The organism is Streptomyces sp. NPDC042336, assembly GCF_055581985.1.
Window position 1 is genome coordinate 191,990 of record NZ_JBVJEA010000013.1, and the last position, 25,880, is coordinate 217,869.

General features: G+C 72.6%; 23 protein-coding genes and 1 pseudogene. 8 read left to right on the forward strand and 16 right to left on the reverse strand.

Annotated features, from left to right (window positions below; all coding sequences use genetic code 11):
* Position 1 precedes the first annotated feature (1 nt).
* Positions 2–649 (reverse strand): sulfite oxidase-like oxidoreductase, encoded by a 648-nt coding sequence (locus ACZ6IM_RS26825; RefSeq protein WP_052841446.1) that lies wholly within the window; start codon positions 647–649, stop codon positions 2–4.
* 191 nt (positions 650–840) lie between these two features.
* On the opposite strand from ACZ6IM_RS26825, the gene bfr reads away from it, so the two are divergent.
* On the forward strand, positions 841–1,344 hold the full coding sequence (gene bfr / locus ACZ6IM_RS26830; protein WP_007448529.1) for a bacterioferritin: 504 nt from the start codon (positions 841–843) through the stop codon (positions 1,342–1,344).
* Positions 1,345–1,357: 13 nt separating this feature from the next.
* Here bfr and ACZ6IM_RS26835 read toward each other — a convergent pair whose 3' ends face one another.
* Complete coding sequence (locus ACZ6IM_RS26835; protein WP_030869393.1) at positions 1,358–1,591, reverse strand: (2Fe-2S)-binding protein; 234 nt, start codon at positions 1,589–1,591, stop codon at positions 1,358–1,360.
* Positions 1,592–1,756: 165 nt separating this feature from the next.
* Entirely contained in the window at positions 1,757–3,109 is a 1,353-nt protein-coding gene (locus tag ACZ6IM_RS26840; RefSeq protein WP_052841445.1) for a class II 3-deoxy-7-phosphoheptulonate synthase, read from the reverse strand.
* A 162-nt stretch (positions 3,110–3,271) separates the two neighbouring features.
* Here ACZ6IM_RS26840 and ACZ6IM_RS26845 point away from each other — a divergent pair, with 162 nt between their 5' ends.
* The 3 genes from ACZ6IM_RS26845 to ACZ6IM_RS26855 all read left to right on the forward strand — a co-directional run bounded on the left by ACZ6IM_RS26845 (position 3,272) and on the right by ACZ6IM_RS26855 (position 8,220).
* The gene (locus ACZ6IM_RS26845; RefSeq protein WP_469559709.1) at positions 3,272–6,100 is read left to right on the forward strand and encodes an N-acetylmuramoyl-L-alanine amidase; all 2,829 of its coding nucleotides are present in this window, start codon (positions 3,272–3,274) and stop codon (positions 6,098–6,100) included.
* A gap of 44 nt (positions 6,101–6,144) precedes the next feature.
* Positions 6,145–6,210, forward strand: coding sequence for a trp operon leader peptide (locus ACZ6IM_RS26850; RefSeq protein ID WP_469559770.1), 66 nt, complete (start codon positions 6,145–6,147; stop codon positions 6,208–6,210).
* A gap of 102 nt (positions 6,211–6,312) precedes the next feature.
* Positions 6,313–8,220, forward strand: a complete 1,908-nt coding sequence (locus ACZ6IM_RS26855) for an anthranilate synthase family protein (RefSeq protein ID WP_052841443.1) — start codon at positions 6,313–6,315, stop codon at positions 8,218–8,220.
* On the opposite strand, the gene ACZ6IM_RS26860 is transcribed toward ACZ6IM_RS26855, so the two are convergent.
* From ACZ6IM_RS26860 to ACZ6IM_RS26880, 5 genes and pseudogenes are all read right to left on the reverse strand, one after another.
* On the reverse strand, positions 8,172–9,167 hold the full coding sequence (locus ACZ6IM_RS26860; protein ID WP_052841442.1) for a 2-hydroxyacid dehydrogenase: 996 nt from the start codon (positions 9,165–9,167) through the stop codon (positions 8,172–8,174). The two genes, ACZ6IM_RS26855 and ACZ6IM_RS26860, sit on opposite strands and share 49 nt — an antisense overlap.
* An 84-nt stretch (positions 9,168–9,251) precedes the next feature.
* Positions 9,252–10,312: pseudogene (locus tag ACZ6IM_RS26865) on the reverse strand (6-phosphofructokinase).
* 57 nt (positions 10,313–10,369) lie between these two features.
* Positions 10,370–11,092 carry a response regulator gene (locus ACZ6IM_RS26870; RefSeq protein WP_469559714.1) on the reverse strand — a complete coding sequence of 241 codons (723 nt, stop codon included), beginning with the start codon at positions 11,090–11,092 and terminating at the stop codon, positions 10,370–10,372.
* A complete protein-coding gene (gene macS / locus ACZ6IM_RS26875; protein WP_052841440.1) occupies positions 11,085–12,326 on the reverse strand; it encodes a MacS family sensor histidine kinase in 1,242 nt (413 codons plus the stop codon). Before macS ends, ACZ6IM_RS26870 begins: the two co-directional genes overlap by 8 nt.
* 35 nt (positions 12,327–12,361) lie before the next feature.
* Positions 12,362–13,108 carry a lysophospholipid acyltransferase family protein gene (locus tag ACZ6IM_RS26880; protein WP_052841439.1) on the reverse strand — a complete coding sequence of 249 codons (747 nt, stop codon included), beginning with the start codon at positions 13,106–13,108 and terminating at the stop codon, positions 12,362–12,364.
* A 159-nt stretch (positions 13,109–13,267) separates the two neighbouring features.
* Here ACZ6IM_RS26880 and ACZ6IM_RS26885 point away from each other — a divergent pair, with 159 nt between their 5' ends.
* Together ACZ6IM_RS26885 and ACZ6IM_RS26890 are read left to right on the forward strand one after the other, a co-directional pair.
* On the forward strand, positions 13,268–14,071 hold the full coding sequence (locus ACZ6IM_RS26885) for an alpha/beta hydrolase (protein WP_469559718.1): 804 nt from the start codon (positions 13,268–13,270) through the stop codon (positions 14,069–14,071).
* Positions 14,064–14,690: a hypothetical protein gene (locus ACZ6IM_RS26890; protein ID WP_469559721.1), complete on the forward strand. Its 627-nt coding sequence runs from the start codon at positions 14,064–14,066 to the stop codon at positions 14,688–14,690. The genes ACZ6IM_RS26885 and ACZ6IM_RS26890 overlap by 8 nt, the downstream gene beginning before the upstream one ends.
* A 25-nt stretch (positions 14,691–14,715) precedes the next feature.
* Here ACZ6IM_RS26890 and ACZ6IM_RS26895 read toward each other — a convergent pair whose 3' ends face one another.
* The 6 genes from ACZ6IM_RS26895 to ACZ6IM_RS26920 all read right to left on the reverse strand — a co-directional run bounded on the left by ACZ6IM_RS26895 (position 14,716) and on the right by ACZ6IM_RS26920 (position 19,834).
* Positions 14,716–15,465 (reverse strand): endonuclease/exonuclease/phosphatase family protein, encoded by a 750-nt coding sequence (locus ACZ6IM_RS26895; RefSeq protein WP_052841603.1) that lies wholly within the window; start codon positions 15,463–15,465, stop codon positions 14,716–14,718.
* A gap of 113 nt (positions 15,466–15,578) precedes the next feature.
* Positions 15,579–16,532 carry an ROK family glucokinase gene (locus tag ACZ6IM_RS26900; protein ID WP_052841436.1) on the reverse strand — a complete coding sequence of 318 codons (954 nt, stop codon included), beginning with the start codon at positions 16,530–16,532 and terminating at the stop codon, positions 15,579–15,581.
* A 54-nt stretch (positions 16,533–16,586) separates the two neighbouring features.
* Entirely contained in the window at positions 16,587–17,129 is a 543-nt protein-coding gene (locus ACZ6IM_RS26905) for a DUF5304 domain-containing protein (protein WP_052841435.1), read from the reverse strand.
* 72 nt (positions 17,130–17,201) lie between these two features.
* A complete protein-coding gene (locus ACZ6IM_RS26910) occupies positions 17,202–18,374 on the reverse strand; it encodes an ArsA family ATPase (RefSeq protein ID WP_052841434.1) in 1,173 nt (390 codons plus the stop codon).
* Positions 18,375–18,464: 90 nt separating this feature from the next.
* Positions 18,465–18,899 (reverse strand): SRPBCC family protein, encoded by a 435-nt coding sequence (locus tag ACZ6IM_RS26915; protein ID WP_052841433.1) that lies wholly within the window; start codon positions 18,897–18,899, stop codon positions 18,465–18,467.
* Positions 18,900–19,036: 137 nt separating this feature from the next.
* Entirely contained in the window at positions 19,037–19,834 is a 798-nt protein-coding gene (locus ACZ6IM_RS26920) for a metallophosphoesterase family protein (protein WP_469559726.1), read from the reverse strand.
* A gap of 310 nt (positions 19,835–20,144) precedes the next feature.
* Between ACZ6IM_RS26920 and ACZ6IM_RS26925 the strand changes: the two genes are divergently transcribed.
* Positions 20,145–21,941 (forward strand): AMP-dependent synthetase/ligase, encoded by a 1,797-nt coding sequence (locus ACZ6IM_RS26925; RefSeq protein ID WP_052841431.1) that lies wholly within the window; start codon positions 20,145–20,147, stop codon positions 21,939–21,941.
* Between the two features lie 101 nt (positions 21,942–22,042).
* On the opposite strand, the gene ACZ6IM_RS26930 is transcribed toward ACZ6IM_RS26925, so the two are convergent.
* Positions 22,043–23,185 (reverse strand): glycosyltransferase family 4 protein, encoded by a 1,143-nt coding sequence (locus ACZ6IM_RS26930; RefSeq protein ID WP_469559729.1) that lies wholly within the window; start codon positions 23,183–23,185, stop codon positions 22,043–22,045.
* Between the two features lie 157 nt (positions 23,186–23,342).
* On the opposite strand from ACZ6IM_RS26930, the gene ACZ6IM_RS26935 reads away from it, so the two are divergent.
* Complete coding sequence (locus tag ACZ6IM_RS26935; protein WP_052841429.1) at positions 23,343–24,608, forward strand: glycosyltransferase 87 family protein; 1,266 nt, start codon at positions 23,343–23,345, stop codon at positions 24,606–24,608.
* A gap of 65 nt (positions 24,609–24,673) precedes the next feature.
* Here the strand turns inward: ACZ6IM_RS26935 and ACZ6IM_RS26940 are convergent, their stop codons facing one another.
* The gene (locus ACZ6IM_RS26940) at positions 24,674–25,867 is read right to left on the reverse strand and encodes a hypothetical protein (protein WP_469559733.1); all 1,194 of its coding nucleotides are present in this window, start codon (positions 25,865–25,867) and stop codon (positions 24,674–24,676) included.
* Between the last annotated feature and the right edge of the window lie 13 nt (positions 25,868–25,880).

Genomic DNA, 25,880 nt, shown 5'->3' on the forward strand with positions numbered 1-25,880 from the left:
GTCACAGCTCGGGGCCCTCCCCGGGCTCCTCCTGGTAGGAGTAGCGCTGCTCCCGCCAGGGGTCGCCGATGTTGTGATAGCCGCGCTCCTCCCAGAATCCGCGCCGGTCGGCGGTCATGTACTCGATGCCGCGCACCCACTTCGGGCCCTTCCAGGCGTACAGGTGCGGGACGACCAGCCGCAGCGGGAAGCCGTGCTCGGCGGTGAGCAGCTCGCCGTCCTTGTGGGTGGCGAAGAGGGTGCGCTCGGCGGCGAAGTCGGCCAGCCGGAGGTTGGAGCTGAATCCGTACTCGGCCCACACCATCACGTGCGTGACATCGGGCGCGGGCGGGGCCAGCCGAAGGATCGTGGCGGCCGGGACGCCGCCCCACTCGGCTCCGAGCATGCTGAACTTCGTGACGCAGTGCAGGTCGGCGACGACCGTGGTGTAGGGCAGGGCGGTGAACTCGTCGTGGGTCCAGCCGTGCTTCTCGTCGTCGGTGGTGGCGCCGAAGACCCGGAACTCCCAGCGCTCGGGGCGGAACTTGGGGACCGGTCCGTAGTGCGTGACGGGCCAGCCGCGCTGCAGCCGCTGCCCGGGCGGGAGCTCGAACCGCGGCGCTCCTTGCGAACCGTCTTCTCCCGATCCGTCTTCCACCGGCTGACCCATGCCTCCATCCTGACAGACCCGGACCGATGCCCCTCACCCACCTCACTTACATTCGGGCAAATAGCAACAAGCACGACGAAGCCGACTAAGCCTGTACTTACTTACTAAGTCAACACTTACTGGACGATCTTCGACGCCGGTGCAATCATGCCGCGCAACACGCCTGTTCCCGTTCGAAGGAGCGTCAAGCGATGCAGGGCGACCCGGAAGTCATCGAGTTCCTCAATGAGCAGCTGACCGCCGAGCTGACGGCGATCAACCAGTACTTCCTGCACGCGAAGCTGCAGGACCACAAGGGCTGGACCAAGCTCGCGAAGTACACGCGCGCGGAGTCCTTCGACGAAATGCGCCACGCCGAGGTGCTCACCGACCGCATCCTGCTCCTGGACGGCCTGCCGAACTACCAGCGGCTCTTCCACGTGCGGGTCGGCCAGAGCGTGACCGAGATGTTCCAGGCCGACCGGGAGATCGAGCTGGAGGCGATCGACCGGCTGCGCCGGGGCATCGAGGTGATGCGGGCCAAGCACGACATCACGTCGGCCAACGTCTTCGAGGCGATCCTCGCCGACGAGGAGCACCACATCGACTATCTGGAGACCCAGCTCGACCTGATCGAGAAGCTGGGCGAGTCGCTGTACCTGTCGACGGTGATCGAGCAGACCCAGCCGGACCCGTCGGGACCCGGCTCGCTCTAGCCGGGCAGGGGCCTCAGGCCGCCTCGGGAAGCTCCGCGAGGACCGGGGCGCCCTGGTCGGCCAGCTGCCGACGGGGGCAGGCACCGCGTCCGAGCAGGGCCTGGATGCGCCGGACGCAGCCGCCGCAGTCGGTGCCCGCCTTGCAGGCGGAGGCGATCTGCCGGGGCGTGCACGCGCCGGCCTCCGCGTGAGACTTCACCTGTTCCTCGGTGACACCGAAGCAGCTGCAGACGAACACGCGGTTCACCTCCCGGACGGAGTACAAGGTCGTGCCGTACCGACGACCGGAGGGCCCGACTGATCGGTGAGGCAAACCTAACCTTACCCATCGCGCAAGGCCGGCAAAAGTGGGAGGGGCGCGGATCCCGTGTGACCCGCGCCCCATTTCACCCGCCCGCCCGGGGGCGGTCCGTCACTGGTCCCGGTACATCTCCGCCACCAGGAACGCCAGGTCGAGCGACTGGCTGCGGTTCAGCCGCGGGTCGCAGGCCGTCTCGTAGCGCTGGTGCAGGTCGTCGACGAAGATCTCGTCGCCGCCGCCCACGCACTCGGTGACGTCGTCGCCGGTCAGCTCGACGTGGATGCCGCCCGGGTGGGTGCCGAGCGACTTGTGCACCTCGAAGAAGCCCTTGACCTCGTCGAGCACGTCGTCGAAGCGGCGGGTCTTGTGACCGGAGGCCGCCTCGTAGGTGTTGCCGTGCATCGGGTCCGTGATCCAGGCGACGGTGGCGCCGGACGCGGTGACCTTCTCCACCAGCTCGGGGAGCTTGTCGCGGATCTTGTCCGCGCCCATCCGGACGATGAAGGTCAGCCGCCCGGGCTCACGCTCGGGGTCCAGGCGCTCGATGTACTGCAGCGCCTCCTCGGCCGTCGTCGACGGGCCGAGCTTGATGCCGATCGGGTTGCGGATCTTCGAGGCGAACTCGATGTGCGCGTGGTCCAGCTGCCGGGTGCGCTCACCGATCCACACCATGTGCCCGGAGACGTCGTACAGCTGCCCGGTGCGCGAGTCGACGCGGGTGAGGGCCGACTCGTAGTCGAGCAGCAGCGCCTCGTGCGAGGAGAAGAACTCGACGGTCTGGAACTCGGCCGGGTCCGTCCCGCAGGCCCGCATGAAGTTCAGCGCGTTGTCGATCTCCCGGGCGAGCTGCTCGTAGCGCTGGCCGGAGGGGGAGGACTTCACGAAGTCCTGGTTCCAGGCGTGCACCTGCCTCAGGTCGGCGTAGCCGCCGGTGGTGAAGGCGCGCACCAGGTTCAGCGTGGACGCCGAGGCGTGGTACATGCGCTTGAGCCGCTCGGGGTCCGGGATCCGGGCCTCTTCGGTGAAGTCGAAGCCGTTGACGGAGTCGCCGCGGTAGGTCGGCAGGGTCACGCCGTCGCGGGTCTCGGTCGGCTTGGAGCGCGGCTTGGAGTACTGGCCGGCGATCCGGCCGACCTTCACCACGGGCACGGAGGCGGCGTACGTGAGCACGGCGCCCATCTGGAGGAGGGTCTTCAACTTGTTGCGGATGTGGTCCGCGGACACCGCGTCGAAGGCCTCGGCGCAGTCGCCGCCCTGGAGGAGGAACGCCTCTCCCTTGGCGACGGCCGCCATCCGGGCGCGCAGCTGGTCGCACTCGCCCGCGAAGACGAGCGGCGGATACGACTCGAGGTCCGCGATCACTGCGCGCAGAGCCTCAAGGTCGGGGTACTCGGGCTGCTGCGCCGCGGGCAGGTCTCGCCAGGTGTTGCCAGCGCTCGGGCTGGTCTTAGCGTTCACGGTCACCCCTCAACACTACGGGGTCGCGTCACACGGTTTTCGCGTGGCTCGACAGGTGAGACGGGACCCCGGTGCGGGCCGCCGTAGCCGCATTGGTAGTCTCACGCGCCTTCGAATTCGAATCGCGGGCAACTCGAATTCATATCGAGCACATATCGGGGTGGGGTTTTGAGCGCGGATCATCGCAGAGACCGCAAGAAGAAGAGACTGCTCGTCTACGGCGTCGCCTCGGCGGTGGCCGTCGCCGCCACGGCCGGCGGCCTGGCCCTGGCCTCGCCGGGCCTGCTCGGCGGGGACCAGGCCCAGGCCGCGGTGGCCCCGGGAGCCCGCCTGCAGAGCGAGTTCGAGCAGGCCGCCGAGGAGTTCGACGTCCCGCAGAGCGTCCTGATGGCGGTCTCCTACCGGCAGACGCGCTGGGAGGACCACGACGGGCTGCCGAGCACCACCGGCGCGTACAACGTCATGGGCCTCACGGACGTCGACGCGGACAGTCTCGAGAACGACGGCGCCGCCGAGGAGCGCGAGCACCGGCTCGAGCACATGAACCGCAGCGGCGACCCGGTCGTCGAGAAGCACTTCGACGCCGACAAGGCGCTCAAGAGCCTCGACGAGGAGCCCGTCGACACCGACGACCCGCGGCTGCACACCCTGGACGAGGCGGCCGGCCTCATCGACGCGTCGGCCGAGAAGGTGCAGAGCGACACCGGCGAGAGCATCCGGGCCGGCGCCGCGCTGCTGGCCAAGTACCAGAAGGACGCGACCGGTTCGCTGCCCGAGGACCCCGGCGCCTGGTACCCGGCGGTGGCCCGCGCCAGTCAGGCCCCCGACACCAAGGGCGCGCAGCTCTTCGCGCAGCGCGTGTTCGAGTCGATCAAGACCGGTGAGCAGCGCGTCACCGCCGACGGCCAGTCGCTCAGCCTGCCGGCCGACCCGGCGGTGAAGCCGCAGAAGACGACGGACCTGGAGCTGGCCGCGGCCTCCGCCGCCCCGGCCCCCGAGTGCCCGTCCGGTCTGCACTGCGACTTCCGTCCCGCCGCCTACAAGCAGAACGGCGCCATCGACGACTGGGGCAACTACAACATCGCGAGCCGCCCCACGGCCGGACACGAGATCACCTCGATCGTGATCCACGACACCGAGGGCAGCTACAGCAGCGCCCTGGGCGTCTTCCAGAACTCCCTGTCGTACGCCAGCGCGCACTACCTGATCCGCGCCTCCGACGGTCTGGTCACCCAGCTGGTCGAGACGAAGAACGAGGCGTGGCACGCGGCCAACAAGACCCTCAACATGCACTCGATCGGCATCGAGCACGAGGGTTACGCGATCAAGGACGGCAGCTGGTACACCGAGCCGCAGTACGAGTCCTCGGCCGCGCTGGTGAAGTACCTGGCCGGCAAGTACGACATCCCGCTGGACCGTGAGCACATCCTCGGCCACGACGAGGTCCCGGGCGTCCTGGACGGCAACGTGAAGTCCCAGCACTGGGACCCGGGCCCCTTCTGGGACTGGAACCACTACATGGGCCTGCTGGGCGCCCCCACCGGCGCCGAGGGCCCGGGCGGCCCGTACAAGGCCGGCCAGGTGATCCGCGTCGTTCCGCCGTTCACCACGGCCAACCAGCCGAAGATCACCAACAGCGGCTCCTCGGTCCCCCAGCAGCCGGCGAACTTCACCTACCTGTACTCCTCGCCGTCCACCTCCTCGGCCACGCTCACCGACCCGTACCTGGGCAGCCAGACCTGGACCGAGGGCTGGAACTGGGGCAACAAGGTCCTGGCCGGCGGCGAGTTCGTGGTCGCCGAGGCCCGGCAGGACTGGACGGCCATCTGGTACGGCGGCAAGAAGGCCTGGTTCTCCAACCGGAGCGGCCAGTTCGCCACCCCCGTCGGCACCCCGGACGTCGTCACGCCCAAGGCGGGGTCCAGCTCCGTCCCGGTGTACGGGCGCGCCTACCCCGAGGACAGCGCGTACGCGGGCACCGGAGTGCCGGTCCAGAGCAAGAACAACGAGTCGCTGACCAAGTACGGCGTCCTGGCCGGGCAGAAGTACGCGCTGGCCGGTGGGGCCATGAAGGGCTCGTACTACAACAGCGGCAACATCGACGGCTCGGGCGAGGGCTCGCGCACGGTGGTCGTGGGCAGCACCACGTACTACCCGATCCGCTTCAACCACCGCATCGGCTACGTCCGCACGGCCGACGTCCAGCTGGCCAAGGGCACCGCGCCCGACGCCGGCACCGACCGGTACGACGTCCTCGGCCGGGACGCGTCGGGCGTGCTGTGGCAGTACCAGGGCACCGGCAGCGCGTCCTCGCCGTTCTTCGGCCGCTTCCGCGTCGGCGGCGGCTGGAACACCTACAACGCGGTGACGACGATGACGGCGCTGCGCGCCGACGGCACCGGCGACGTGGTGGCCCGCGACAAGAGCGGCGTGCTCTGGTACTACAAGGGCAGCGGTGACCTGGCGGAGCCCTTCGCGGCCCGCACCCGGGTCGGCGGCGGCTGGTCCGCCTACGACACGGTCATCGGCGCCCGGGACCTCTCGGGTGACGGCAAGCCCGACCTGATCGCCCGCGACAAGAGCGGCGTGCTCTGGCTCTACAAGGGCACCGGCAGCACCTCCGCGCCCTTCGAGACCAAGTCCAGGGTCGGCGGCGGCTGGTCGGTCTACAACACGCTGACCGACACCGGCGACCTCACCGGTGACGGCAAGGCGGACCTGATCGCGCGGGACAAGAGCGGTGTCCTGTGGCTCTACAAGGGCACCGGCAACGCCGCGTCGCCGTTCGAGGGCCGCAGCAGGGTCGGCGGCGGCTGGTCGGCCTACGACGTGCTGAACGGGCCGAGCGACCTGAACCGCGACGGCGTGCCGGACCTGATCGCCCGCGACAAGGACGGCGTGCTGTGGTTCTACCAGGGCACCGGCGGCGCCTCTGCGCCGTTCAAGGCCCGCGCCAGGGTCGGCGGCGGCTGGAACACGTACGGCATGATCATCTAGCGAACCGCCGTCGGCCCGCGCGCGGATGCGCTAGGGTCGGCGGCATGCTCGCGCACTCGATCCAGAACTGCCAGAACTGGTGGTGGACCGCTCATCCGGCGGCCCACTGACTGCGCGTGACGTAAGACTCGCGAAGGCCGCCCGAGGGGCGGCCTTCGGCGTTTGTGCGGCCGGGACCGTTCCTCTCCACGAACCGAGAAGGACACGGACCCATGACACCGCTCGACGGCTTGCTGACCGACCCCCGCCCCTTCGCCCTGCTCCGCCGCCGGGCCCCCGGCCACGACCACGACCTGGTGGAGCTGCTGGTCGGCCCGGTCACGGAGCACGACCGGCTCGCCGGCCTGCCCGAGGAGGGGCTGGCGCTCGTCCCCTTCCGGCAGATCCGCGAGCGCGGTTTCGACGTCCGCGACGACGGCACACCGCTGCTGATGCTCACCCCCGAGGAGCGCCACGACATCCCGCTCGCCGAGGCGCTGGACCGGCTGCCCGCGCACGAGGTGCGGGTCGAGGGCGGCGGCTTCGACGTCGGCGACGAGGAGTACGCGCGGATCGTCGGGCGGGTCCTCGACGAGGAGATCGGGCGGGGAGAGGGCGCCAACTTCGTGATCCGGCGGACCTACGAGGGCCGCGTCCCGGGGTTCGGGCGGGCCGACGCGCTGGCGCTGTTCCGGCGGCTCCTGGAGGGCGAGCGGGGCGCGTACTGGACGTTCGTCGTGCACACCGGGGAGCGGACGCTGGTCGGGGCGAGCCCCGAGGTGCACGTCCGGATGTCCGGAGGCACGGTCGTCATGAACCCGATCAGCGGCACGTACCGCTACCCCGCCGAGGGCCCGACGCCCGAGCACCTGCTGGACTTCCTCGCCGACGGCAAGGAGATCGAGGAGCTGTCGATGGTCGTCGACGAGGAACTGAAGATGATGTGCACCGTCGGCGACATGGGCGGGGTGGTCGTCGGGCCGCGGCTGAAGGAGATGGCGCACCTCGCCCACACCGAGTACGAGCTGCGCGGCAAGTCCTCCCTGGACGCGCGGGAGGTGCTGCGGGAGACGATGTTCGCGGCGACGGTCACCGGCTCGCCGGTGCAGAACGCCTGCCGGGTGATCGAACGGCACGAGAGCGGCGGGCGGGGCTACTACGCGGGCGCGCTGGCCCTGCTCGGGCGCGACCCGGGGGACGGGCCGGGGCGGCCGGCCGGTGCGCAGACCCTGGACTCCCCCATCCTGATCCGTACCGCCGACATCGACGCCGAGGGGCGGCTGCGGGTGCCGGTCGGCGCCACGCTGGTGCGCGGCTCGGACCCGGCGGGCGAGGTCGCGGAGACCCACGCCAAGGCGGCCGGGGTGCTGGCCGCGCTGGGCGTCCGTCCGCCTGGGCCGCGCGCGGAGGCGGAGCGGCCGAGGCTGGCGGACGACCCCCGGGTGCGGGCCGCGCTGGACGGGCGCCGTTCCTCGCTGGCGCCGTTCTGGCTGCGGATGCAGGAGCCGTCGGCCGCGCTCACCGGGCACGCGCTGGTCGTCGACGCGGAGGACACCTTCACGGCGATGCTCGCGCACCTGCTGCGCTCGTCGGGGCTCGCGGTGAGCGTGCGGCGGTACGACGAGCCGGGGCTGCGCGAGGCGGTGCTCGGGCACGAGGGCGGCCCGGTGGTGCTGGGGCCCGGCCCCGGTGATCCCGCCGACCCGGCCGACCCGAAGATGCGCTTCCTGCGGGCGCTGACCGCCGAGGTGCTCCGGGCGAACCGGCACGGCGTCCTCGGCGTCTGCCTCGGACACGAGCTGATCGCGGCGGAGCTGGGGCTCGACACCGCCCGCAAGGAGGTGCCGTACCAGGGTGCGCAGACGGAGATCGACCTGTTCGGGCGGCCGGAGACGGTCGGCTTCTACAACAGCTTCACCGCGCGCTGCGACGACGGGCGTGCCCTGGAGCTGGCCGCCCAGGGCATCGAGGTGAGCCGTGCCGCGAACGGCGAGGTGCACGCCCTGCGCGGGCCGGGCTTCGCGGCCGTCCAGTTCCACCCCGAGTCGGTGCTGACGCTGAACGGCGCGGCGATCGTGCGGGAGCTGACCGGTCAGCTCCGCGGGACCAGTACGTTCTCCGAGCGGCGGCCCTCCCGGTAGTCGAGGACGTTCTTCACCGTGGCGTCGACGATCTGACCGACGGCGTCCTCGGTGTAGTACGCCTGGTGCGAGGTGACCAGGACGTTCGGGAAGGTGACGAGGCGGGCCAGGGTGTCGTCCTCGACGGCCTGCAGGGACCTGTCGAGGAAGAACAGGCCCGCCTCCGCCTCGTACACGTCCAGCCCCACGCCCGCGAAGCGGCCCGCGCGCAGCTCGCCGACGAGGGCCGCGGTGTCGATCAGGCCGCCGCGGCTGGAGTTGATCAGGATGGCGTCGTCGCGCATCGCCTTCAGCGCGGCGGCGTCGATCAGGTGCCGGGTCTCGGCCATCAGCGGGACGTGCAGGGTGATCAGGTCGGACCGGGCGAGCAGCTCGTCCCTGGCGACGTAGCGCATGCCGAGTTCGGCGCAGGCCGGGTTCTCGGCGACGTCCCAGCCGAGCAGGCGCATGCCGAAGCCGTGGGCGATCCGGGCGAAGGCCTCGCCGATCTTCCCGGTGCCGAGCACCCCGGCGGTGCGGCCGTGCAGGTCCCGGCCCATCAGGCCGTCGAGGCGGAAGTCGAAGTCGCGGGTGCGGGTGCAGGCGCGCACGATCCGCCGGTTGACGGCCATGGCGAGGGCCCAGGCGAACTCGGCGACCGAGTACGGCGAGTAGTACGACACCCGGGCCACGGTCATGCCGAGCCGCTCGGCCGTGTCCAGGTCGACGTTGTTGAAGCCGGTGGAGCGCTGGGCCACCATCCGGGTGCCGCCGGCCGCGAGGATCTCCAGGACGGCCGCGCCGAGGTCGGCGTTGACGGACGTGGAGACGATCTCGTGGCCGGCCGCGATGGGGGCGGTGTCCTCGTTGAGGAAGACGTCCAGGCAGCGGACGTCCTCGTGGTCGCGGAAGGCCCGCTCGATCAGGGGCTTCTCGTCGGCCTGGACGCCGAAGGCAAGGATCTCCATGACCGCTCCCGTCCTGGTGGGCTCCGGGCCGAATATACGGCCCTCGGCCCGCCGTCGCCGGTCAGCAGCCGTTCCGGCCGGACGTCAGCCGAAGAACACGCCGACCTCCTCGTACAGCGCCGGGTCGACCGTCTTCAGGCGGGCGGTGGCCTCGGCGATGGGGACGCGGACGATGTTCGTGCCGCGCAGGGCGACCATCTTGCCGAAGTCCCCGTCCCGGACGCATTCGACGGCGTGCGGGCCGGTGGGGGTCCCCCCACGCCGTTCAGGCAGTGGGGGAGGGTGGCGAGCCAGCGGTCGAAGGCGCTGGGCGTGCCGCCGCGCTGGACGTGTCCGAGGACGGTGGTGCGGGCCTCCTTGCCGGTGCGCTTCTCGATCTGCTTGGCCAGCCACTCGCCGACCCCGGACAGCCGGACGTGCCCGTAGGAGTCCAGGGACTCGTCCTTGAGCACCAGGTCGCCGTCGCGCGGCATCGCCCCCTCGGCGACGACCACGATCGGGGCGTAGGACGCCCGGAACCGGGAGGCCGCCCAGGAGCACACCTGCTCGATGTCGAAGCGCTGCTCGGGGATGAGGATCACGTTGGCGCCGCCGGCCAGGCCGGAGTGCAGCGCGATCCAGCCGACGTGCCGGCCCATGACCTCGACGACCAGGACGCGCATGTGGGACTCGTCGGTGGTGTGCAGCCGGTCGATGGCCTCCGTGGCGATGCCGACGGCGGTGTCGAAGCCGAAGGTGTAGTCGGTGGCGGACAGGTCGTTGTCGATGGTCTTGGGGACGCCGACGCAGGGCACGCCGTACTCGTCCGCGAGGCGGGTGGCGACGCCGAGGGTGTCCTCGCCGCCGATGGTGACGAGCGCCTCGACGCCGAGTGCGGCGAGGTTGTCCGTGATGCGCCGGATGCCGTCCCGCTGCTGCAGCGGGTTGGTGCGCGAGGAGCCGAGGATGGTGCCGCCGCGGGGCAGGATGCCGCGGACGGCCGAGATGTCGAGCGGGACGGTGTCGCCCTCCAGGGGGCCGCGCCAGCCGTCCCGGAAACCGGTGAACTCGTAGCCGTACTCCTGGACGCCCTTGCTGACGACGGCCCGGATGACGGCGTTGAGCCCGGGGCAGTCACCGCCGCCGGTCAGTACTCCGACCTTCATCGCGTGATCCCCTTGCCACAATGGGTGGTTGAGGCCACTGCCACTGTCCCGCGCGGGTCACGCGTCGTCCAGACCCCGTTCTATCGCGTACCGCACCAGCTCCACCCGGTTGTGCAGCTGGAGCTTGCCGAGGGTGTTCTGGACGTGGTTCTGCACGGTGCGGTGGGAGATGACGAGGCGTTCGGCGATCTGCTTGTAGCTCAGGCCCTTGGCGACCAGGCGCAGCACCTCGGTCTCCCGGTCGGTGAGCCGGGGCGCGCCGGGGTCGTCGGTGCCCGCGGCGGGGGCGGGCTCGGAGGCGAGGCGGCGGTACTCGCCGAGGACCAGTCCGGCGAGCCCCGGGGTGAAGACCGGGTCACCGGCGGCCGTACGGCGCACCGCGTCCCGCAGCTCCTCGGTGGAGGCCGACTTCAGCAGGTAGCCGGTCGCGCCGGACTTCACCGCCTCCAGCACGTCGGCGTGCTCCCCGCTCGCCGAGAGCACGAGGACGCGCAGCCGCGGGTCGGCGCCGACGACCTCCTTGCAGACCTGGACGCCGGGCTTGCCGGGCAGGTTGAGGTCGAGCACGAGGACGTCGGGGGCGGCGGCCCGGGCGCGGCGCACCGCCTGGTCGCCGTCGCTCGCGGTGGCGACCACGTCGAAGCCGGACTCGGCCAGGTCCCGGGCGACCGCGTCGCGCCACATCGGGTGGTCGTCGACCACCATGACCTTGATCGGGTCCGGTCCGCCGGGCTGCTGTCGTTCCCGGTCCTGCCGCCCAGGGCCCTGTTGCTCACTCATGGTCCGCTGCCTTCCCCCGTGCGGTGGTGCCGACGGTCTTCTTCGGTGCCTTCAGTTCGACCTCCGTGCCCTGTCCGGGCACCGAGATCAGCTCGGCCGTGCCGCCGAGGTCGCGCAGCCGCCCGCGGATCGACAGGGCCACGCCGAGCCGTCCCTCGCCCTCGGCCTCGGCGAGCCGCCCGTCCGGGATGCCGGGCCCCTCGTCGCGGACGGTGACGACCACCTCGTCCGGTTCGTCCTCGACCAGGATCCAGGCGCGCGCCCGCTCGCCGACGTGCCGGCGGACATTGTCCAGCGCGGCGCCCACGGCGGCGACGAGCTCCCGTGCGGCGTCCGGGGCCAGGAGGACCGGAGCGCCCGGCTCGGCGAGGTTCACCAGGGAACCGGCGTACGGGGCGAGCAGGGCGCGCAGGTCGAGGGGACCGTCCGGGTCCGTGCCCTCCGGTTCCTCGACCACCCGGACGACCGCGCCCTCGGCGGCGTCCTCCGACACGCGGGAGACCGGCACCAGGCCCCCGGAGACCAGGGTGCGCAGGGCCACTTCCTGCTCGCCGGCCAGCCGGCCCAGCTCGGCCGCCTCGCCGCCGATGACGGCGCCCCGGCGCTGCACCATCGCCAGCACCTGGAGGACGCTGTCGTGGATGTCCCGGGCGAGCCGCTCGCGTTCCCTGGTCGCCGCCTCGATCTCCAGGGCGCGCGCGAGGGTGCGCTCGGAGGCGCGGGCGACCTCGACGACGTAGCCGATGGCGATGGAGGCGACCCAGACGAGGATGACGTTGTGGACGGTGTCGCGGGCCGGGGTGCCGCGTTCGACCAGGTTGGCGACGGCGACGAGGGTGGAGGCCACGGCGGCCCAGCGCCAGCCGCCCTTGACGGCGAAGGCGAGCACGGAGCCGGCGGTCCATATCGACGGCAGGGTCGGGCCGCCGTCCATGACGCGTTCGTGGGCGTCGGCGAAGGGCGTGAGCAGGATGCCGGCCAGCGCCACGGTGAGGTCGGCGGCGAGGAACCGCTTGGTGCAGCTCGCGGCGTTCGCGAGCTTGGGGAGGGTGGCCAGGGTCCAGACGAGGAGGACCGCGTAGTAGCCGACGGCGAGCCAGGGGCGGGCGAAGCCGGACCAGGCGGTGGCGAAGAAGCCGATCGCGTACAGCATGGTGAGCACGCGGTAGCCGGCGAGCGCGCGCCACAGCGGCTGCTCGACCGACATCCTCATGACTCTCTCGCGTCTGGCCATGTCCCCCGTCCCCTCCCCGGCAGCCGGTGCCCGGGCTATGTCCCGGCCCGGTCCTTCTCGGCCTTCGCCGCCTTCTCGGCCTTGGCCGCCTTCGCCGCCTTCTCGGCCTTCGCCGCGTCCGCGAGCTGCCGCTTCATGGCGGTCGCGTACATGTCGACGTACTCCTGGCCGGAGAGCTTCATGATCTCGTACATGACCTCGTCGGTGACCGCGCGGAGCACGAAGCGGTCGTGCTCCATGCCCTGGTAGCGGGAGAAGTCCAGCGGCTTGCCGATGCGGATGCCGGGCCGCATCAGCTTCGGCATCACCTGGCCGGGCGGCTGGATCTTCTCGGTGTCGATCATGGCGACCGGGATCACGGGCGCGCCGGTGGCGAGGGCCACGCGCGCGAGGCCGCCCGGCTTGCCGCGGTAGAGGCGGCCGTCCGGAGAGCGCGTGCCCTCCGGGTAGATGCCGAACAGCTCACCGCGCTCCAGGACCTCCATGCCGCTCTTGACGGCGGCCTCCCCCGCGCCGCGCGCACCGGAGCGGTCCACCGGGAGCTGGCCGACCCCCTTGAAGAAGGCGGCGGTCAGCCGGCCCTTGACCCCGGGGGTGTTGAAGTACTCGGCCTTGGCGATGAAGGTCACCTTGCGGTCGAGGACGGCGGGCAGGAAGAACGAGTCGGAGAACGACAGGTGGTTGCTCGCCAGAATGGCGGGACCCTCGGCCGGGATGTGCTCCAGGCCCTCCACCCAGGGCCGGAAGGTGAGCTTCAGCGACCCCCCGATGGTGACCTTCATCGCGCCGTACAACAACCGTGTGCCTCCCGTGTCCGTGGGTCAGACCTTAACCCGCGGCGCCGTCAATGGCCCCGACGGCCCTGGTCGGTGTCCGTGCGGTCGCGTACGGTGAAAGACCCGCGAGTACCCCGAGTACCCCTGACGACAGGAGACCGAGACGTGTCGGTCCTGCCCGGAGCCGAGCCGTACCGCCACGAGGGCGGTGAGGCCGGCGTCCTCCTCTGTCACGGTTTCACCGGTTCCCCGCAGTCGCTGCGCCCCTGGGCCCGCTACCTCGCCGCGCGCGGCCTGACCGTGGCGCTGCCGCTGCTGCCCGGGCACGGCACCCGCTGGCAGGACATGCAGGTCACCGGCTGGCAGGACTGGTACGCGGAGGTGGACCGTGAGCTGCGGGTCCTGCGCGAGCGCTGCGCACGGGTCTTCGTGGCCGGGCTGTCCATGGGCGGCGCGCTGGCGCTGCGGCTCGCCGCCAAGCACGGGGAGGCGGTCTCCGGCGTCGTCGTCGTCAACCCGGCGAACCGGATGCACGGCGTCGCCCAGCACGCCCTCCCGCTCCTGCGCCACCTGGTGCCCGCGACCAAGGGCATCGCCAGCGACATCGCCAAGCCGCTCAGCACGGAGCTGGGGTACGACCGGGTGCCGCTGCACGCGGCGCACTCGCTGCGCGCCTTCTTCCGGCTCGCCGACGGCGACCTGCCGCAGGTGACCCAGCCGCTGCTGTTGCTGCGCAGTCCGCAGGACCATGTGGTGCCGCCGGCCGACTCGGCGCGGATCCTGGGCCGGGTGTCGTCGACGGACGTGACGGAGATCCTGCTGGAACAGAGCTACCACGTGGCGACGTTGGACCACGATGCGGACCGGATCTTCGCTGAGAGCGTCGCGTTCATCGGCCGGCTCGCGCCCGGTTCCGTCGGGGAACCGGAGTCCGGTCTCGGCAAGGAAGGGACGACCGCAGGTGGCTGAGCACGACTCCGACCGCGAGGACCGCGAGGACCGCGAGGAGCGGGACCTGGAGCGGGAGCGCCGCGAGGGACGGGAGCGCGCGGCGGACGGCGGGCCCGAGGCGCAGGACGTGTCCTTCGACGAGGACGCGGCCTGGGCCGCGATCGTCGCCGGGTACGGGGAGGAGCCCCCGGACCCGCCGGGTTCGAAGCCGTTCAAGTCGGTCGAGGACCTGGCCCTGCTGGAGCCGGAGGTGAACGACGAGAAGCCCTCGGCGGACCGGCCCGCCTCGGACCGGCCGCTGGGCGGCTCCGTCGCCTTCGCGCCCGGCGTCGGCCCCCGGGACCACACGCCCGCCGAGCCGTCCGACGACGACTTCGACGCGGACGACGAGGGCCACTTCGTGCCGCCCGAGCCGCCACCGCTGCCCGACGCCGACCCCACCGCGAAGTTCGCCTGGCTGGGCGTGCTCGGCGGCCCGGTGCTGCTCCTACTGGCGGTGGTGCTCGGCTGGGACATGACCTGGTGGCTGACGACCCTGAGTATCGGCGGCTTCCTCGGCGGCTTCGCCACCCTGGTCATGCGGATGCGCACGGGCGACGAGGACGACGACGACCCGGGGCGGGGCGCGGTGGTGTAGCCGGGCGGCCGGCCGGGCCCCGGGGTCAGGCGGTCGCGGGTACGCGGAGGGCGGTCAGGACCGGCAGGTGGTCCGTGGCCGCCCTCAGGTCGTCCTCGGCCACCCCGGGCAGCCCCGAGGGCACCCCGCAGCCCAGCACCTCGACGCCCTCGGTGACGAAGACGGCGTCGATACGGCGGTCCGGGGCGGTGGCCGGGAAGGTGTACTCGCCGCCCCATGGCGCCGCGGTCCAGCAGTCGCGCAGCCCGTCCCCGAGCCGCCGGAAGGTGCGGCCGCCGGGGCGCTCGTTCAGGTCGCCGCCCGCCACCGCGTGTTTCACGCCGAGGGCGGCCAGGTGGTCGAGGAGCAGCCCGGCCTGTTCGTGGCGCTCGTCCGCGTCCAGGGACAGGTGGGTGCTGAGCACGCCGAGACGGGCCCCGCCGATCCGGACCACGGCGGTGGCCAGGCCCCGGCGGTGCCGGCCGGGGGTGAGCGGGAGCAGCACGTCCTCGGTGCGCTCCACGGTGGCCCGCAGGGAGCAGAGCAGCGCGGGTCCGGCGGCGGGACCGCCGCCGGAGAGGAGGACCAGGTCGGACGCGGCGGCGAGCCGGGTGATCTTCTTGCGCCAGCGGAAGAGGCGGGGGGCCTCCTGGAGGAGGACGAGGTCGGGCTCGCAGGCCCTGACGACGCGGGCGAGGGCGTCGGTGTCGTCGCGCAGCGAGCGGATGTTGTAGCTCAGGACGCGGATGACTGCGGAACCGTCGGGTTCTGTCTGGGAGTTGGGGAGCTGCTCCATGTTGATCAATGTACGCCTACGAGCTCGGGGCGCGGGGTTCGTGGGCGACTGCCGGTGGTACGTGGCTTGTCGCGCAGTTCCCCGCGCCCCTTGGGCGCTCGCAGTGACCGCCTTTACATGATCGGGTCGGGTTCCCTTGCCAGGTCGGCTGCGCCCACCAGACCGGCCTTGTTGCCGAGCTGGGCGGCGATCACGTCGGCGACCGGGCGCCAGTTGCCACCGACCAGCCAGCGCTTGTAGGACTTGCGGATCGGGTCGAGGACCAGGTCGCCCTCGTCCGAGAGACCGCCGCCGACGATGAAGGCGGACGGGTCGAAGAGCGAGGCCAGGTCGGCGAGGCCGGCACCGGCCCAGCGGGCCAGCTCCCGGTAGGAGTCGACGGCGACCGGGCAGCCCTGGCGGGCGGCGACCGAGATGTGCTTGCCCTCGATGCCGTCGGGGGTGCCGTCGCCGAGCGCCAGCAGCACCTCGGCGCGCTCGGGGGTGGCGTTGGCGCGCTGTTTGGCGTACCTGACCAGCGCCCGGCCCGAGGCGTACTGCTCCCAGCAGCCCTGCGAGCCGCAGCCGCACAGCAAACCGTCGGGCACCATGCGGATGTGGCCGAACTCGGCGGCCACGCCGAAGTGACCGCGGCGCAGCTTGTTGCCGATGATGATGCCGCCGCCGAGGCCGGTGCCGAGGGTGATGCAGATGACGTTGCGGTGGCCCTTGCCGCCGCCGAACTTGTACTCGCCCCAGGCCGCGGCGTTGGCGTCGTTCTCCACGACGACCGGGAGGCCGACGCGGGCCTCGACCTTCTCCTTGAGCGGCTCCTGGCGCCAGTCGATGTTGGGCGCGAAGTAGACCATGGAGCGCTGGCGGTTGACGTATCCGGCGGCACCGATGCCGACGCCGACGATCTCGTGTCCCACGCGCGCGCCGTCCACCGCGGAGGCGATGGCGTCCACGATGGCCTCAGGTGTGGTGGGGGTCGGCACCTTGTGGGTCGAGAGGATGTTGCCTTCCTCGTCGACCACGCCGGCCGCGATCTTCGTGCCGCCGATGTCGACGCCGATGGTGAGTCCCATGAATCCCTCAGTTCGGTCGAGCCCCGCTAAGGGCAACCGTACCCGAGGCGGGGCTCAGTCCAGGTCGATGCGCTGTCCTGGTCCGGTGCCCCCGTCGCCCTCGTCTCGGCCGTCGGCGCCGCGTTCGTCCAGGTCGCGGGGGTCGCGGGGGTCCTCGGGCGCGGTGTCGCCGGTGGTCCAGCGGCGCTCCTGGTTCTGGACGGCGGAGCGGTAGGCGGCGAGGAGTTCACCGCCGGCGGCGGCGAGGTGGTCGAACACGTCCGGGTTGCGCTCGATGACCGGTTCGACGGCGGCCTTCGCCTGCTGCACGACCTGCCGGACCACCTGCTGGGCGGCGGGTCCGGCGACCTGGCCGAGCAGCGGTGACTGGAGACCGGACAGCTTGTCCGCGACGGTGTCGACGAGCCGGCGCAGCTCCTCGGCGGCCGAGCCGGGCGGCGGCCCGTACTCGGCACGGCGGCGGGCCTTCTCGGCCTCCAGGTCCTCGGCACAGGCCGTGGCCCAGGCGTCGGCGTCGGCGTCGGTCGCTCGCGTCTCGTCGACCGCGTCGGCCTCGTCGGGGCGGGGGGCCTCGGACGGGGGGAGCTCTTCGCTCATGACGGACTCCTGACTACGGTTCGTCCTTACGACGTTACCCGAACGGGCCCGTGCTCAGGGGGTCCCGCCGGGTCAGCGTCCCCGCGGCCACAGCTGCGGGTCGGGCGCGAACCGGACGGCGAGCGTGCCGTCCCGCAGCGCGGCCCCGTCGACGGTGCAGCGGCGCAGCACGGAGGGCAGCGGAACGATACGGCGGAAGGGTCCGGCGGCGACGACCAGTTCGTCACCGCGGCGGATCAGGTCGAGCTCCTCGCGCACGGCTCCGGGCAGCGGGATGTGCCAGACCAGCACGCCGTCCGCGGCCAGCCGGTCGGTGACGGGCCACTCGACCGGGGAGGCGTCCGGGTTGACGCCCGGCACGTCGAGGGCGGCCAGGTCGTCCGGGCCGCGCGGGTCGCGGCCGAGATGGGCGACGGCGCGGACGTCGTGGGCCCCGCGCCACTCCTCCAGGGTCTTGCGCTGCTGGGCGAGGGGGCCGCTGAGCCAGCTGTCCGCGGGGGTGTCCTCCGGCAGGACGCGGTTGGCGACCAGGCAGTCGGTGCGCAGGCCGCGCAGGGCGAGGCCGAGGGCGGTGGCGCGGACGGCGTCGGCTCCGGCCGGGCCGGGTTCGGCGACCAGCCGTACGACGGTGTTCCGGTCGGCCAGTACGGCCTCGGCGGCGGCGAGTTCGAGATCCCAGCGGGAGGCTGCCTCGTACAGCGCCTCGGTCGGCATGGGGACGCCCGCGAGCCGGCCGAGGACGGGGCGCAGGGCGCGGGCGGCCTGCCGCTCGGGCGGGAGCAGGCGGCCCAGACAGCGGCGCAGTTCCTCGGGCGCGGCGAGCAGGGCGAGGGCGCGGGGCGCGGGCGGGAGGTCGACGACGAGGAGGTCGTGCGCCTCGGCGAGGGCGGCCTCGCGCAGGGCGCGCAGCAGGGCGAGGTCCTCGGCGCCGGGCAGCGGGGTGAGGTCCTCGGGGTCGAGGCGGGCGGCGCCGAGCAGGTCGAGCGCGGAGGCGGCGCGGTCCTGGAGGGCGGCGAGGCCGTCGCGGAAGCCCTGGGCGGCGTCGGGGCGCCAGACGGTGAGGCCGGGTTCGACGGGGGTCGGCGCCGGGCCGGTGCGCAGGCCGAGCGCGGCGCCGAGGGTGTCGTCGCGGTCGGTGCCCAGGAGGAGGGTGCGGGTGCCCTGCCGGGCGGCGGCGAGCGCGGTGGCGGCGGCGACGGTGGTACGGCCGGTGCCGCCGGGGCCCGTGATCAGGAGGGTGCGCATGGGGGTGAACGGTACCTGGGGGCTCCGCCGGTCGGGCCCGTCACGGCGTCGCGGGCGCCGCGGCGCCCACCGCGGGCCACCGGTCAGGGGTTACTTCGACTCCACCCGCTTCTTCAGGCCCGCCAGGGCGCGGTCCGTGATGACCTTCTCCGCCTTGCGCTTGATCATGCCGAGCATCGGGATCTTGACGTCCACCGTGAGGCGGTAGGTGACCTCCGTGCCCGTGCCGGCCGGCCTGAGCAGGTAGGTGCCGTCCAGGGAGCGCAGCATCTGGGACTTGACGAGCGTCCAGGAGACCTCGTGCTCGCCGGTCCAGGTGTAGGCCAGCGTCTGGTCGTCCTTGATCGCCCCGGCGTCCATGACGAGCCGGACCTGTTCGGCGCGCCCCTGCGCGTCGGTCGCGAGGACCTGGGCCTCCTTCACCTCGCCGGTCCAGTCCGGGTAGCGGGCGAAGTCGGCGATCACCGCCATGACGTCGGCCGGTGCCGCCTCGATGGTGATGCTCGAGCTGGTGTGTTCCGCCATCGCCGTGGCTCCTCCGGATGCGGGCCGCTACTGAGGTCGTCGCGCGCCGATGGCGCGCACGTGTGTGCCGCGTGAAGGCTATCGCCTACGGGGAGGGCGCATGTCACCACCCACCTGCGCGGCTCGGCCGCACACGGTCACCACTCCAGCGCCCAGGGCCGTCCCGTCGACGCGAAGTGGCCGACGTTCACGCATTCGGTGGCACCGACGCGCATCCGCCGTGCCAGCGGCTGGTGGACGTGCCCGAACAGGGCGTAGCGCGGGCGGGTGCGGCGGATGGCGTCCAGCAGCGCGCGGCTGCCCCGCTCGAAGCGCCGGGCCACCGTGTCGTAGACCAGTTCCGGCACCTGGGGCGGGATGTGGGTGCACAGCACGTCCACCTCGCCGACCGCTTCGAGCTTCGCGGCGTACTCCTCGTCGCTGATCTCGTACGGCGTCCGCATCGGGGTGCGCAGCCCGCCGCCGACGAAGCCGAAGACACGGCCGCCGATCTCCACCCGCTCCCCGTCGAGCACGGTGGTGCCGGGGCCGGCGTACTCGGGCCACAGCGGGGGCACGTCGACGTTGCCGTAGGTGGCGTACGTCGGGGTGGGGAAGGCGGCGAACAGTTCGGCGTACTGCTTGCGCACCGCCCGCTCGATCAGCTCCCGCCGGTCCCCGTCGACCCCGGCCCACAACCGCGCCCCGAACTCCCGTGCCTCGGCGAAGCGGCGGGCGGTGCGCAGCTCGACGATGCGGTCGGCGTTCGCGACGCCGAACAGGTCGGGGAAGATGCCGCGCGAGTGGTCGGCGTAGTCGAGGAAGAGGACCAGGTCCCCGAGACAGATCAGGGCGTCGGCGCCCTCGCCGGCCCTGGCCAGGTCGCGGGCGTTGCCATGGACGTCGCTGACCACGTGGACGCGCGTGCTCGTGTTACGGGGCGGTGTGGGTGCCATGGCGATCAAGCGTAAGCAGCGCGTGCCTGATGTGAACAGTGGCGGTCGGACCTGCGGTTACTGGCTGGTCCGTTGATCCGTCGACTACTGTGCGCACAGCAAACCCCATCCGTGTGACGCAGCGAACATCTCGCGGGGACCCCCTGTCGGAGAACGCATACCGGCGGGTAACGTCCGGGCAGTCCAGTCGTGCTCTGGATTTCAACATGTGAATCCCGCATGAGTCCTCCGGAGCCACAGCCCGAGCCTTGGACCGCACCGTCGCATCACACAACGTCGTGGCGCCGGCGCCCTATGAGGAGCAGCAGTCTTGCGCGAGTTCAGCCTTCCGGCCTTGTACGAGGTCCCCGCGGACGGAAACCTGACCGACATCGTCCGCAGAAACGCCGCGCAGCATCCCGACGTCGCCGTCATCGCCCGCAAGGTGTCGGGCGCCTGGCAGGACGTGACCGCACGCGCCTTCCTCGCCGAGGTGCACGCCGCGGCCAAGGGCCTCATCGCCTCCGGTGTCCAGCCCGGCGACCGGGTCGGGCTGATGTCCCGCACGCGTTACGAGTGGACCCTGCTGGACTTCGCGATCTGGAGCGCGGGCGCGATCACCGTGCCGGTGTACGAGACCAGCTCGCCGGAGCAGGTGCAGTGGATCCTCGGCGACTCCGGTGCCACGGCGTGCGTCGTGGAGTCGGCCGGGCACTCGGCCGCCGTCGAGTCGGTGCGCGAGCAGCTGCCCGCCCTGAAGAACGTCTGGCAGATCGACGCCGGCGCCGTGGAGGAGCTGGGGCGGCTGGGCCAGGACGTCACGGACCGGACCGTCGAGGAGCGCGGCTCGATCGCGAAGGCGGACGACCCGGCGACCATCGTGTACACCTCCGGCACGACGGGCCGCCCCAAGGGCTGTGTCCTGACCCATCGCAGCTTCTTCGCGGAGTGCGGGAACGTCGTCGAGCGGCTGCGCCCGCTCTTCCGCACCGGTGAGTGCTCGGTCCTGCTCTTCCTCCCGCTCGCCCACGTCTTCGGACGGCTGGTGCAGGTCGCGCCGATGATCGCGCCGATCAAGCTGGGCAACGTCCCCGACATCAAGAACCTCACCGACGAACTGGCCGCCTTCCGGCCCACGCTGATCCTCGGCGTGCCGCGCGTCTTCGAGAAGGTGTACAACTCGGCGCGCGCCAAGGCGCAGGCCGACGGCAAGGGCAAGATCTTCGACAAGGCCGCGGACACGGCGATCGCGTACAGCAAGGCCCTGGACACGCCGTCCGGCCCGTCCGTCGGCCTGAAGCTCAAGCACAAGGTCTTCGACAAGCTCGTCTACAGCAAGCTCCGCACGGTCCTCGGCGGCCGGGGCGAGTACGCCATCTCCGGCGGCGCCCCGCTCGGCGAGCGGCTCGGGCACTTCTTCCGCGGCATCGGCTTCACGGTCCTGGAGGGCTACGGCCTGACCGAGTCCTGCGCGGCCACCGCCTTCAACCCCTGGGACCGCCAGAAGATCGGCACGGTGGGCCAGCCGCTGCCCGGCTCCGTGGTGCGCATCGCGGACGACGGCGAGGTGCTGCTGCACGGCGAGCACCTGTTCAAGGAGTACTGGAACAACCCGGGCGCGACCGCTGAGGCGCTGGCCGACGGCTGGTTCCACACCGGCGACATCGGCACCCTCGACGAGGACGGCTATCTGCGGATCACCGGCCGCAAGAAGGAGATCATCGTCACCGCCGGCGGCAAGAACGTCGCCCCGGCCGTCATAGAGGACCGCATCCGCGCGCACGCGCTGGTCGCCGAGTGCATGGTGGTCGGCGACGGGCGGCCCTTCGTGGGCGCGCTGGTCACGATCGACGAGGAGTTCCTGGGCCGCTGGTGCGAGGAGCACGGGAAGCCGGCCGGGTCGACGGCGGTGTCGCTGCGGCAGGACCCGGATCTGCTCGCGGCGATCCAGGACGCGATCGACGACGGGAACGCGGCGGTGTCGAAGGCGGAGTCGGTGCGGAAGTTCCGGGTGCTGGGGGCTCAGTTCACCGAGGACTCGGGGCACTTGACGCCTTCGCTGAAGCTCAAGCGGAATGTCGTCGCCAAGGACTACGCGGACGAGATCGAGGCGATCTACGCCAAGTAGCGGGGCCGGGGCGCCTGGTGGAGGTGCCCCTTGCTCACCGCGGGCGGGTGCCGGTTCGTCGTGGCTGGTCGCGCGGTTCCCCGCGCCCTTGGGGCGTTGTCCTACAGCAGCGTTCTCAAGTGCTCGGCCAGCAGGTCCCAGCACCATTTCTCCTCCACCCAGGTCCTGCCCCGCTCGCCCATCCTGCGGCGCAGTTGCGGGTCGGCGAGGAGGGTGGTGATGCGGTCGGCGGACTCGTCCGGGTCTTCGCCCCGGACCACCCAGCCCGTCTCGCCGTCGAGTACGGCGTCGGGGGCGCCGCCCGAGTCGCCCGCGACGACGGGCAGGCCGGTCGCGGAGGCCTCCAGGTAGACGATGCCCAGGCCCTCGACGTCGAGGCCGCCCCGGCGGGTGCGGCAGGGCATGGCGAAGACGTCCCCGGCGCCGTAGTGCGCGGGCAGTTCGGACCAGGGCACGGCGCCGGTGAAGTGGACGGAGGCGGCGACGCCCGTCTCGACGGCGAGCCGGCGCAGGTCCTTCTCGTAGGGGCCGCCGCCGACGATCAGCAGGACGGCGTCCGGCTCGGCGGCGAGGATGCGGGGCATCGCGCGGATCAGGGTGTCCTGGCCCTTGCGCGGGACCAGGCGGGACACGCAGACGACCACGGGGCGCTCGGTCAGGCCGAGGCGGGCGCGCACCTCGTCGCCGCCGCTGGCCGGGTGGAAGGTCTTCTCGTCGACGCCGGGCGGCAGTTGCACCATCCGCGCGGCCGCCTCGGGCGTGAGCGCGCCCGCGATGCGGGAGCGCGTGTACTCGCCGAGGTAGGTGATCGTGTCCGTCGACTCCCCGATCCGGCGCAGCAGTTGCCGGGCGCCGGGCAGCTGGGCCCAGCCCGCCTCGTGGCCGTGGGTGGTGGCGACGAGACGCTCGGCGCCCGCTCTGCGCAGCGCCGGGGCCATCAGGCCGAGGGGTGCGGCCGCCCCGAACCACACGGAGGTGCAGCCGTGCTCGCGCAGCAGGCCCACCGCCCGCCGGGTGGCGCCCGGTGTCGGCAGCAGCATCGTGGTGCGGTCCCGTACGACGGTGAAGGGCTGCTCGGCGTCGAAGGCCGCGGTGGCCTCGGCACCCTCGCGGCCGCGCTTCCAGGTGGAGGCGTAGACGACCAGCCGCTCGGGGTCCAGCCGTAGCGCCATGTTGTGCAGGAAGGCCTGGATGCCGCCCGGGCGGGGCGGGAAGTCGTTCGTCACGATCAAGGTCTTGCGCACGCCGCCGACCCTACCGAACCGGTCGCGGGGTGCCGGGCGCGGCTGCGTCCTGTGGCACGCCCACAGGGGTCCGGGTCATCATGGCCGCACCGGCGGACAAGCCGGTACGGGGCGGGGACGGGCAGGTACGAGGCGGGCACGGACGGGCAGGGAGCACGTGGAGACGAGGGACGCGGGGCGGTCACCGGTGTGGTTGCCGACGGTCTGGGGCGCCACGCGGCTGGTGCTGCTGCTGTTCGTGCTGAAGGTGCTGGTCTTCCCCGGACCGGACGTCACCAGCGACGTGTCCGTCATCTACCGGGACTGGTCCGACGTCCTGCGCACCGGAACGTTTCCGCTGGAGGACGTCACCTGGCAGTACCCGCCGGCGGCGGCCTTCGCGGTCCTCTCCCCCACCCTGCTGCCCTTCCTGGAGTACGCGACGGCCTTCTTCGTCCTCGCGTGTGTCACGGACGCCGCCGTCCTGGCGCTGCTGTGGCACGCGGGGCGGGGCGCCGGGCGGTCGCCGCGCGGGGCCTGGGTGTGGGTGGTGGGCGTGCCGCTGCTCGGGCCGACTGTGTACGCGCGCTACGACGTGATGGTCACGGCGGTCGCGGTGGCCGCGCTGCTCGCCGCCGGGCGGCATCCGCGGGTGGCGGGGGCGCTGGCGGCGCTCGGGGCGCTGCTGAAGGTGTGGCCGGCGCTGGTGCTCGTCGGGATGCGGGGGCGGGGGCCGTGGATCGCCGCCGCCGTGAGCGGGGCGGGGCTGGCCGCGCTGTTCGCCGTGTCGATGCCCGGGGCGTTCGCGTTCCTGACGTTCCAGCGCGAGCGGGGCGTCGAGGTGGAGTCGCTGGGCTCGCTGGTCTTCCACGTCGCCCGGCACTTCGGCTGGGAGGGCGGGGTGTTGCTGAACTACGGCTCGATGGAGTTCCTGGGGCCGCACGTGGACACGGCGGGCACGGTCTCCCTGGGGCTGAGCGCGGTGGCGTTCGGCTGGCTGCTGCTGTGGCGGCTGAGGGCCTCGCGGTCTGCGGCCCCCCGGTTCGCGGCGCACACGGCGGCGGACGCGGCCTTCGTGGCGGTGCTGATGTTCACGGTGACCAGTCGGGTGATCAGCCCGCAGTACCTGGTGTGGCTGGTGGGCCTCGGTGCGGTCTGCCGGTGCTTCCGGGCGAGCCGGATGCGGGTGCCGGTCGCGCTGGTGCTGGCGGCGACCCCGCTGACGGTGCTGGAGTTCCCGGTCCTGTTCGCGGACGTGGTGGCGAGCACCCCCCTCGGCATCACACTCCTGTTCGTCCGCAACGGCCTGCTGGTGGCCGCCGCCCTCCTCGCCGCCCGCGCCCTGTGGCGGAGCACGGTACGCCCCGCGGCCCCGCCCCCGGCCGCGGAACCCGCCCGCCTCAGCCGAGCCACCCCCACGGACACACCTGCCGGCACGCCGTGACCCCGGTACCCTCCCCCGGCAGCCCACCCCCACACCCCCGCCGCACGTCCCGGTAGGCCCCCGGCTCAGCCGAGACCCGTCCGCAGATACTCCCGCCAACGTGCCGTGAAGTCGTCCGGGGTCGTGCCGAGCACCTCGTGCAGGGCGTCCTCGACCGCGCCGGCGCGCTCGTCGTGGGCTCCCACGGCACGGTAGAACGCGTCCAGCCGGTCCTCGCCCCACTGCTCGGCGATCATCCGGCAGGCCAGCCAGCCGCCCTCGTAGGCCCGGGCCAGTTCCTCCGCCTCTGCGGTGAAGCCGAAGTCCTCGTCCGTCGGCAGCCGCGCGGGCACCCGGCCCTCGGCGACCGCGTCGGCCAGTTCGGGGGCGGCCTGGGCGGCGGTGCGTCCGCTGCCGCGGTAGCCGACCCAGTCGGCGTAGCCCTCGGAGAGCCACAGCGGGGTGGCCGAGGTGGTGTCGGCGCGGGTGGCCACATGGGTCGTCTCGTGGGTGAGCACGACCTGCTTGCCGAGGCTGCCGAGCAGCCCGTAAGCGTCGGGGTTGACGATGATCCGGTCCGCGGGGGCGTGCTCCCGGCCGCCGGTCTCCCCGGTGGTGACCGCGGCGATGCCCCGGTAGGACGAGGCCGGGGACCCGAGCAGGCCCGCCATGCCCTCCACCGACCGGGGGACGACCACGACCACCCGGCGGGACCAGTCGCCGTCCCAGGCGTCCGAGACGGCGGGCACCGCCCGGTCGGCCAGGCCGGCGTAGCCGCGCAGGGAGGCGGTGGACTGCCCGACGCCGAGGACGAGGCTGTGCGTGCCGCGCACGACCTGGACCGCGCCCTGGTCCCAGGGCTGCTGGCCGGACTCCTTGGCGGGGCGGTCGGACTCGACGGCCCACGCCCCGCCCGTGCCGTCCCGGCCGAGCCGCACGGTGCGGCCCGCGGTGACGGCGCCCCGGTCGTAGCCCTCGACCCGGTAGCGCAGCTCGACGTCGGCGGTGGCGGTGTCGCCGGTGCGCTCGACCTCCCGTACCCGGTAGGACCACGCGGCCAGCGGGATCGCGCTCAGGCGGTCGAAGCCGGTACCGGTGCCGGTCCGCGCGTATGCGGCCGCGTCATGGGCCAGGACGGCCGCCGCGCGCCGGTCCAGGATCCGCTGGACGTCGGCCTGTGCGGGGTCGGCCGCGGTCCGGCCGCCGCAGGCCACCAGCGCGACCAGCAGCAGGCACAGCGCCACCACCGAGGAACCCGACACCCGCCTTCGACCAGCCACCTTCCCGATCGTA

Coding starts and splice junctions, on each gene's coding strand:
- macS (WP_052841440.1), bottom strand. CDS start 12,326: ATGGCCAGACGCGAGAGAGTCATGAGGATGTCGGTCGAGCAGCCGCTG.
- bfr (WP_007448529.1), top strand. CDS start 841: ATGCAGGGCGACCCGGAAGTCATCGAGTTCCTCAATGAGCAGCTGACC.
- ACZ6IM_RS26915 (WP_052841433.1), bottom strand. CDS start 18,899: ATGGCGGAACACACCAGCTCGAGCATCACCATCGAGGCGGCACCGGCC.
- ACZ6IM_RS26860 (WP_052841442.1), bottom strand. CDS start 9,167: ATGGAGATCCTTGCCTTCGGCGTCCAGGCCGACGAGAAGCCCCTGATC.
- ACZ6IM_RS26870 (WP_469559714.1), bottom strand. CDS start 11,092: ATGAGTGAGCAACAGGGCCCTGGGCGGCAGGACCGGGAACGACAGCAG.
- ACZ6IM_RS26920 (WP_469559726.1), bottom strand. CDS start 19,834: ATGGCACCCACACCGCCCCGTAACACGAGCACGCGCGTCCACGTGGTC.
- ACZ6IM_RS26825 (WP_052841446.1), bottom strand. CDS start 649: ATGGGTCAGCCGGTGGAAGACGGATCGGGAGAAGACGGTTCGCAAGGA.
- ACZ6IM_RS26900 (WP_052841436.1), bottom strand. CDS start 16,532: ATGGGACTCACCATCGGCGTCGACATCGGCGGCACGAAGATCGCGGCC.
- ACZ6IM_RS26905 (WP_052841435.1), bottom strand. CDS start 17,129: ATGAGCGAAGAGCTCCCCCCGTCCGAGGCCCCCCGCCCCGACGAGGCC.
- ACZ6IM_RS26895 (WP_052841603.1), bottom strand. CDS start 15,465: ATGGAGCAGCTCCCCAACTCCCAGACAGAACCCGACGGTTCCGCAGTC.
- ACZ6IM_RS26880 (WP_052841439.1), bottom strand. CDS start 13,108: ATGAAGGTCACCATCGGGGGGTCGCTGAAGCTCACCTTCCGGCCCTGG.
- ACZ6IM_RS26910 (WP_052841434.1), bottom strand. CDS start 18,374: ATGCGCACCCTCCTGATCACGGGCCCCGGCGGCACCGGCCGTACCACC.
- ACZ6IM_RS26855 (WP_052841443.1), top strand. CDS start 6,313: ATGACACCGCTCGACGGCTTGCTGACCGACCCCCGCCCCTTCGCCCTG.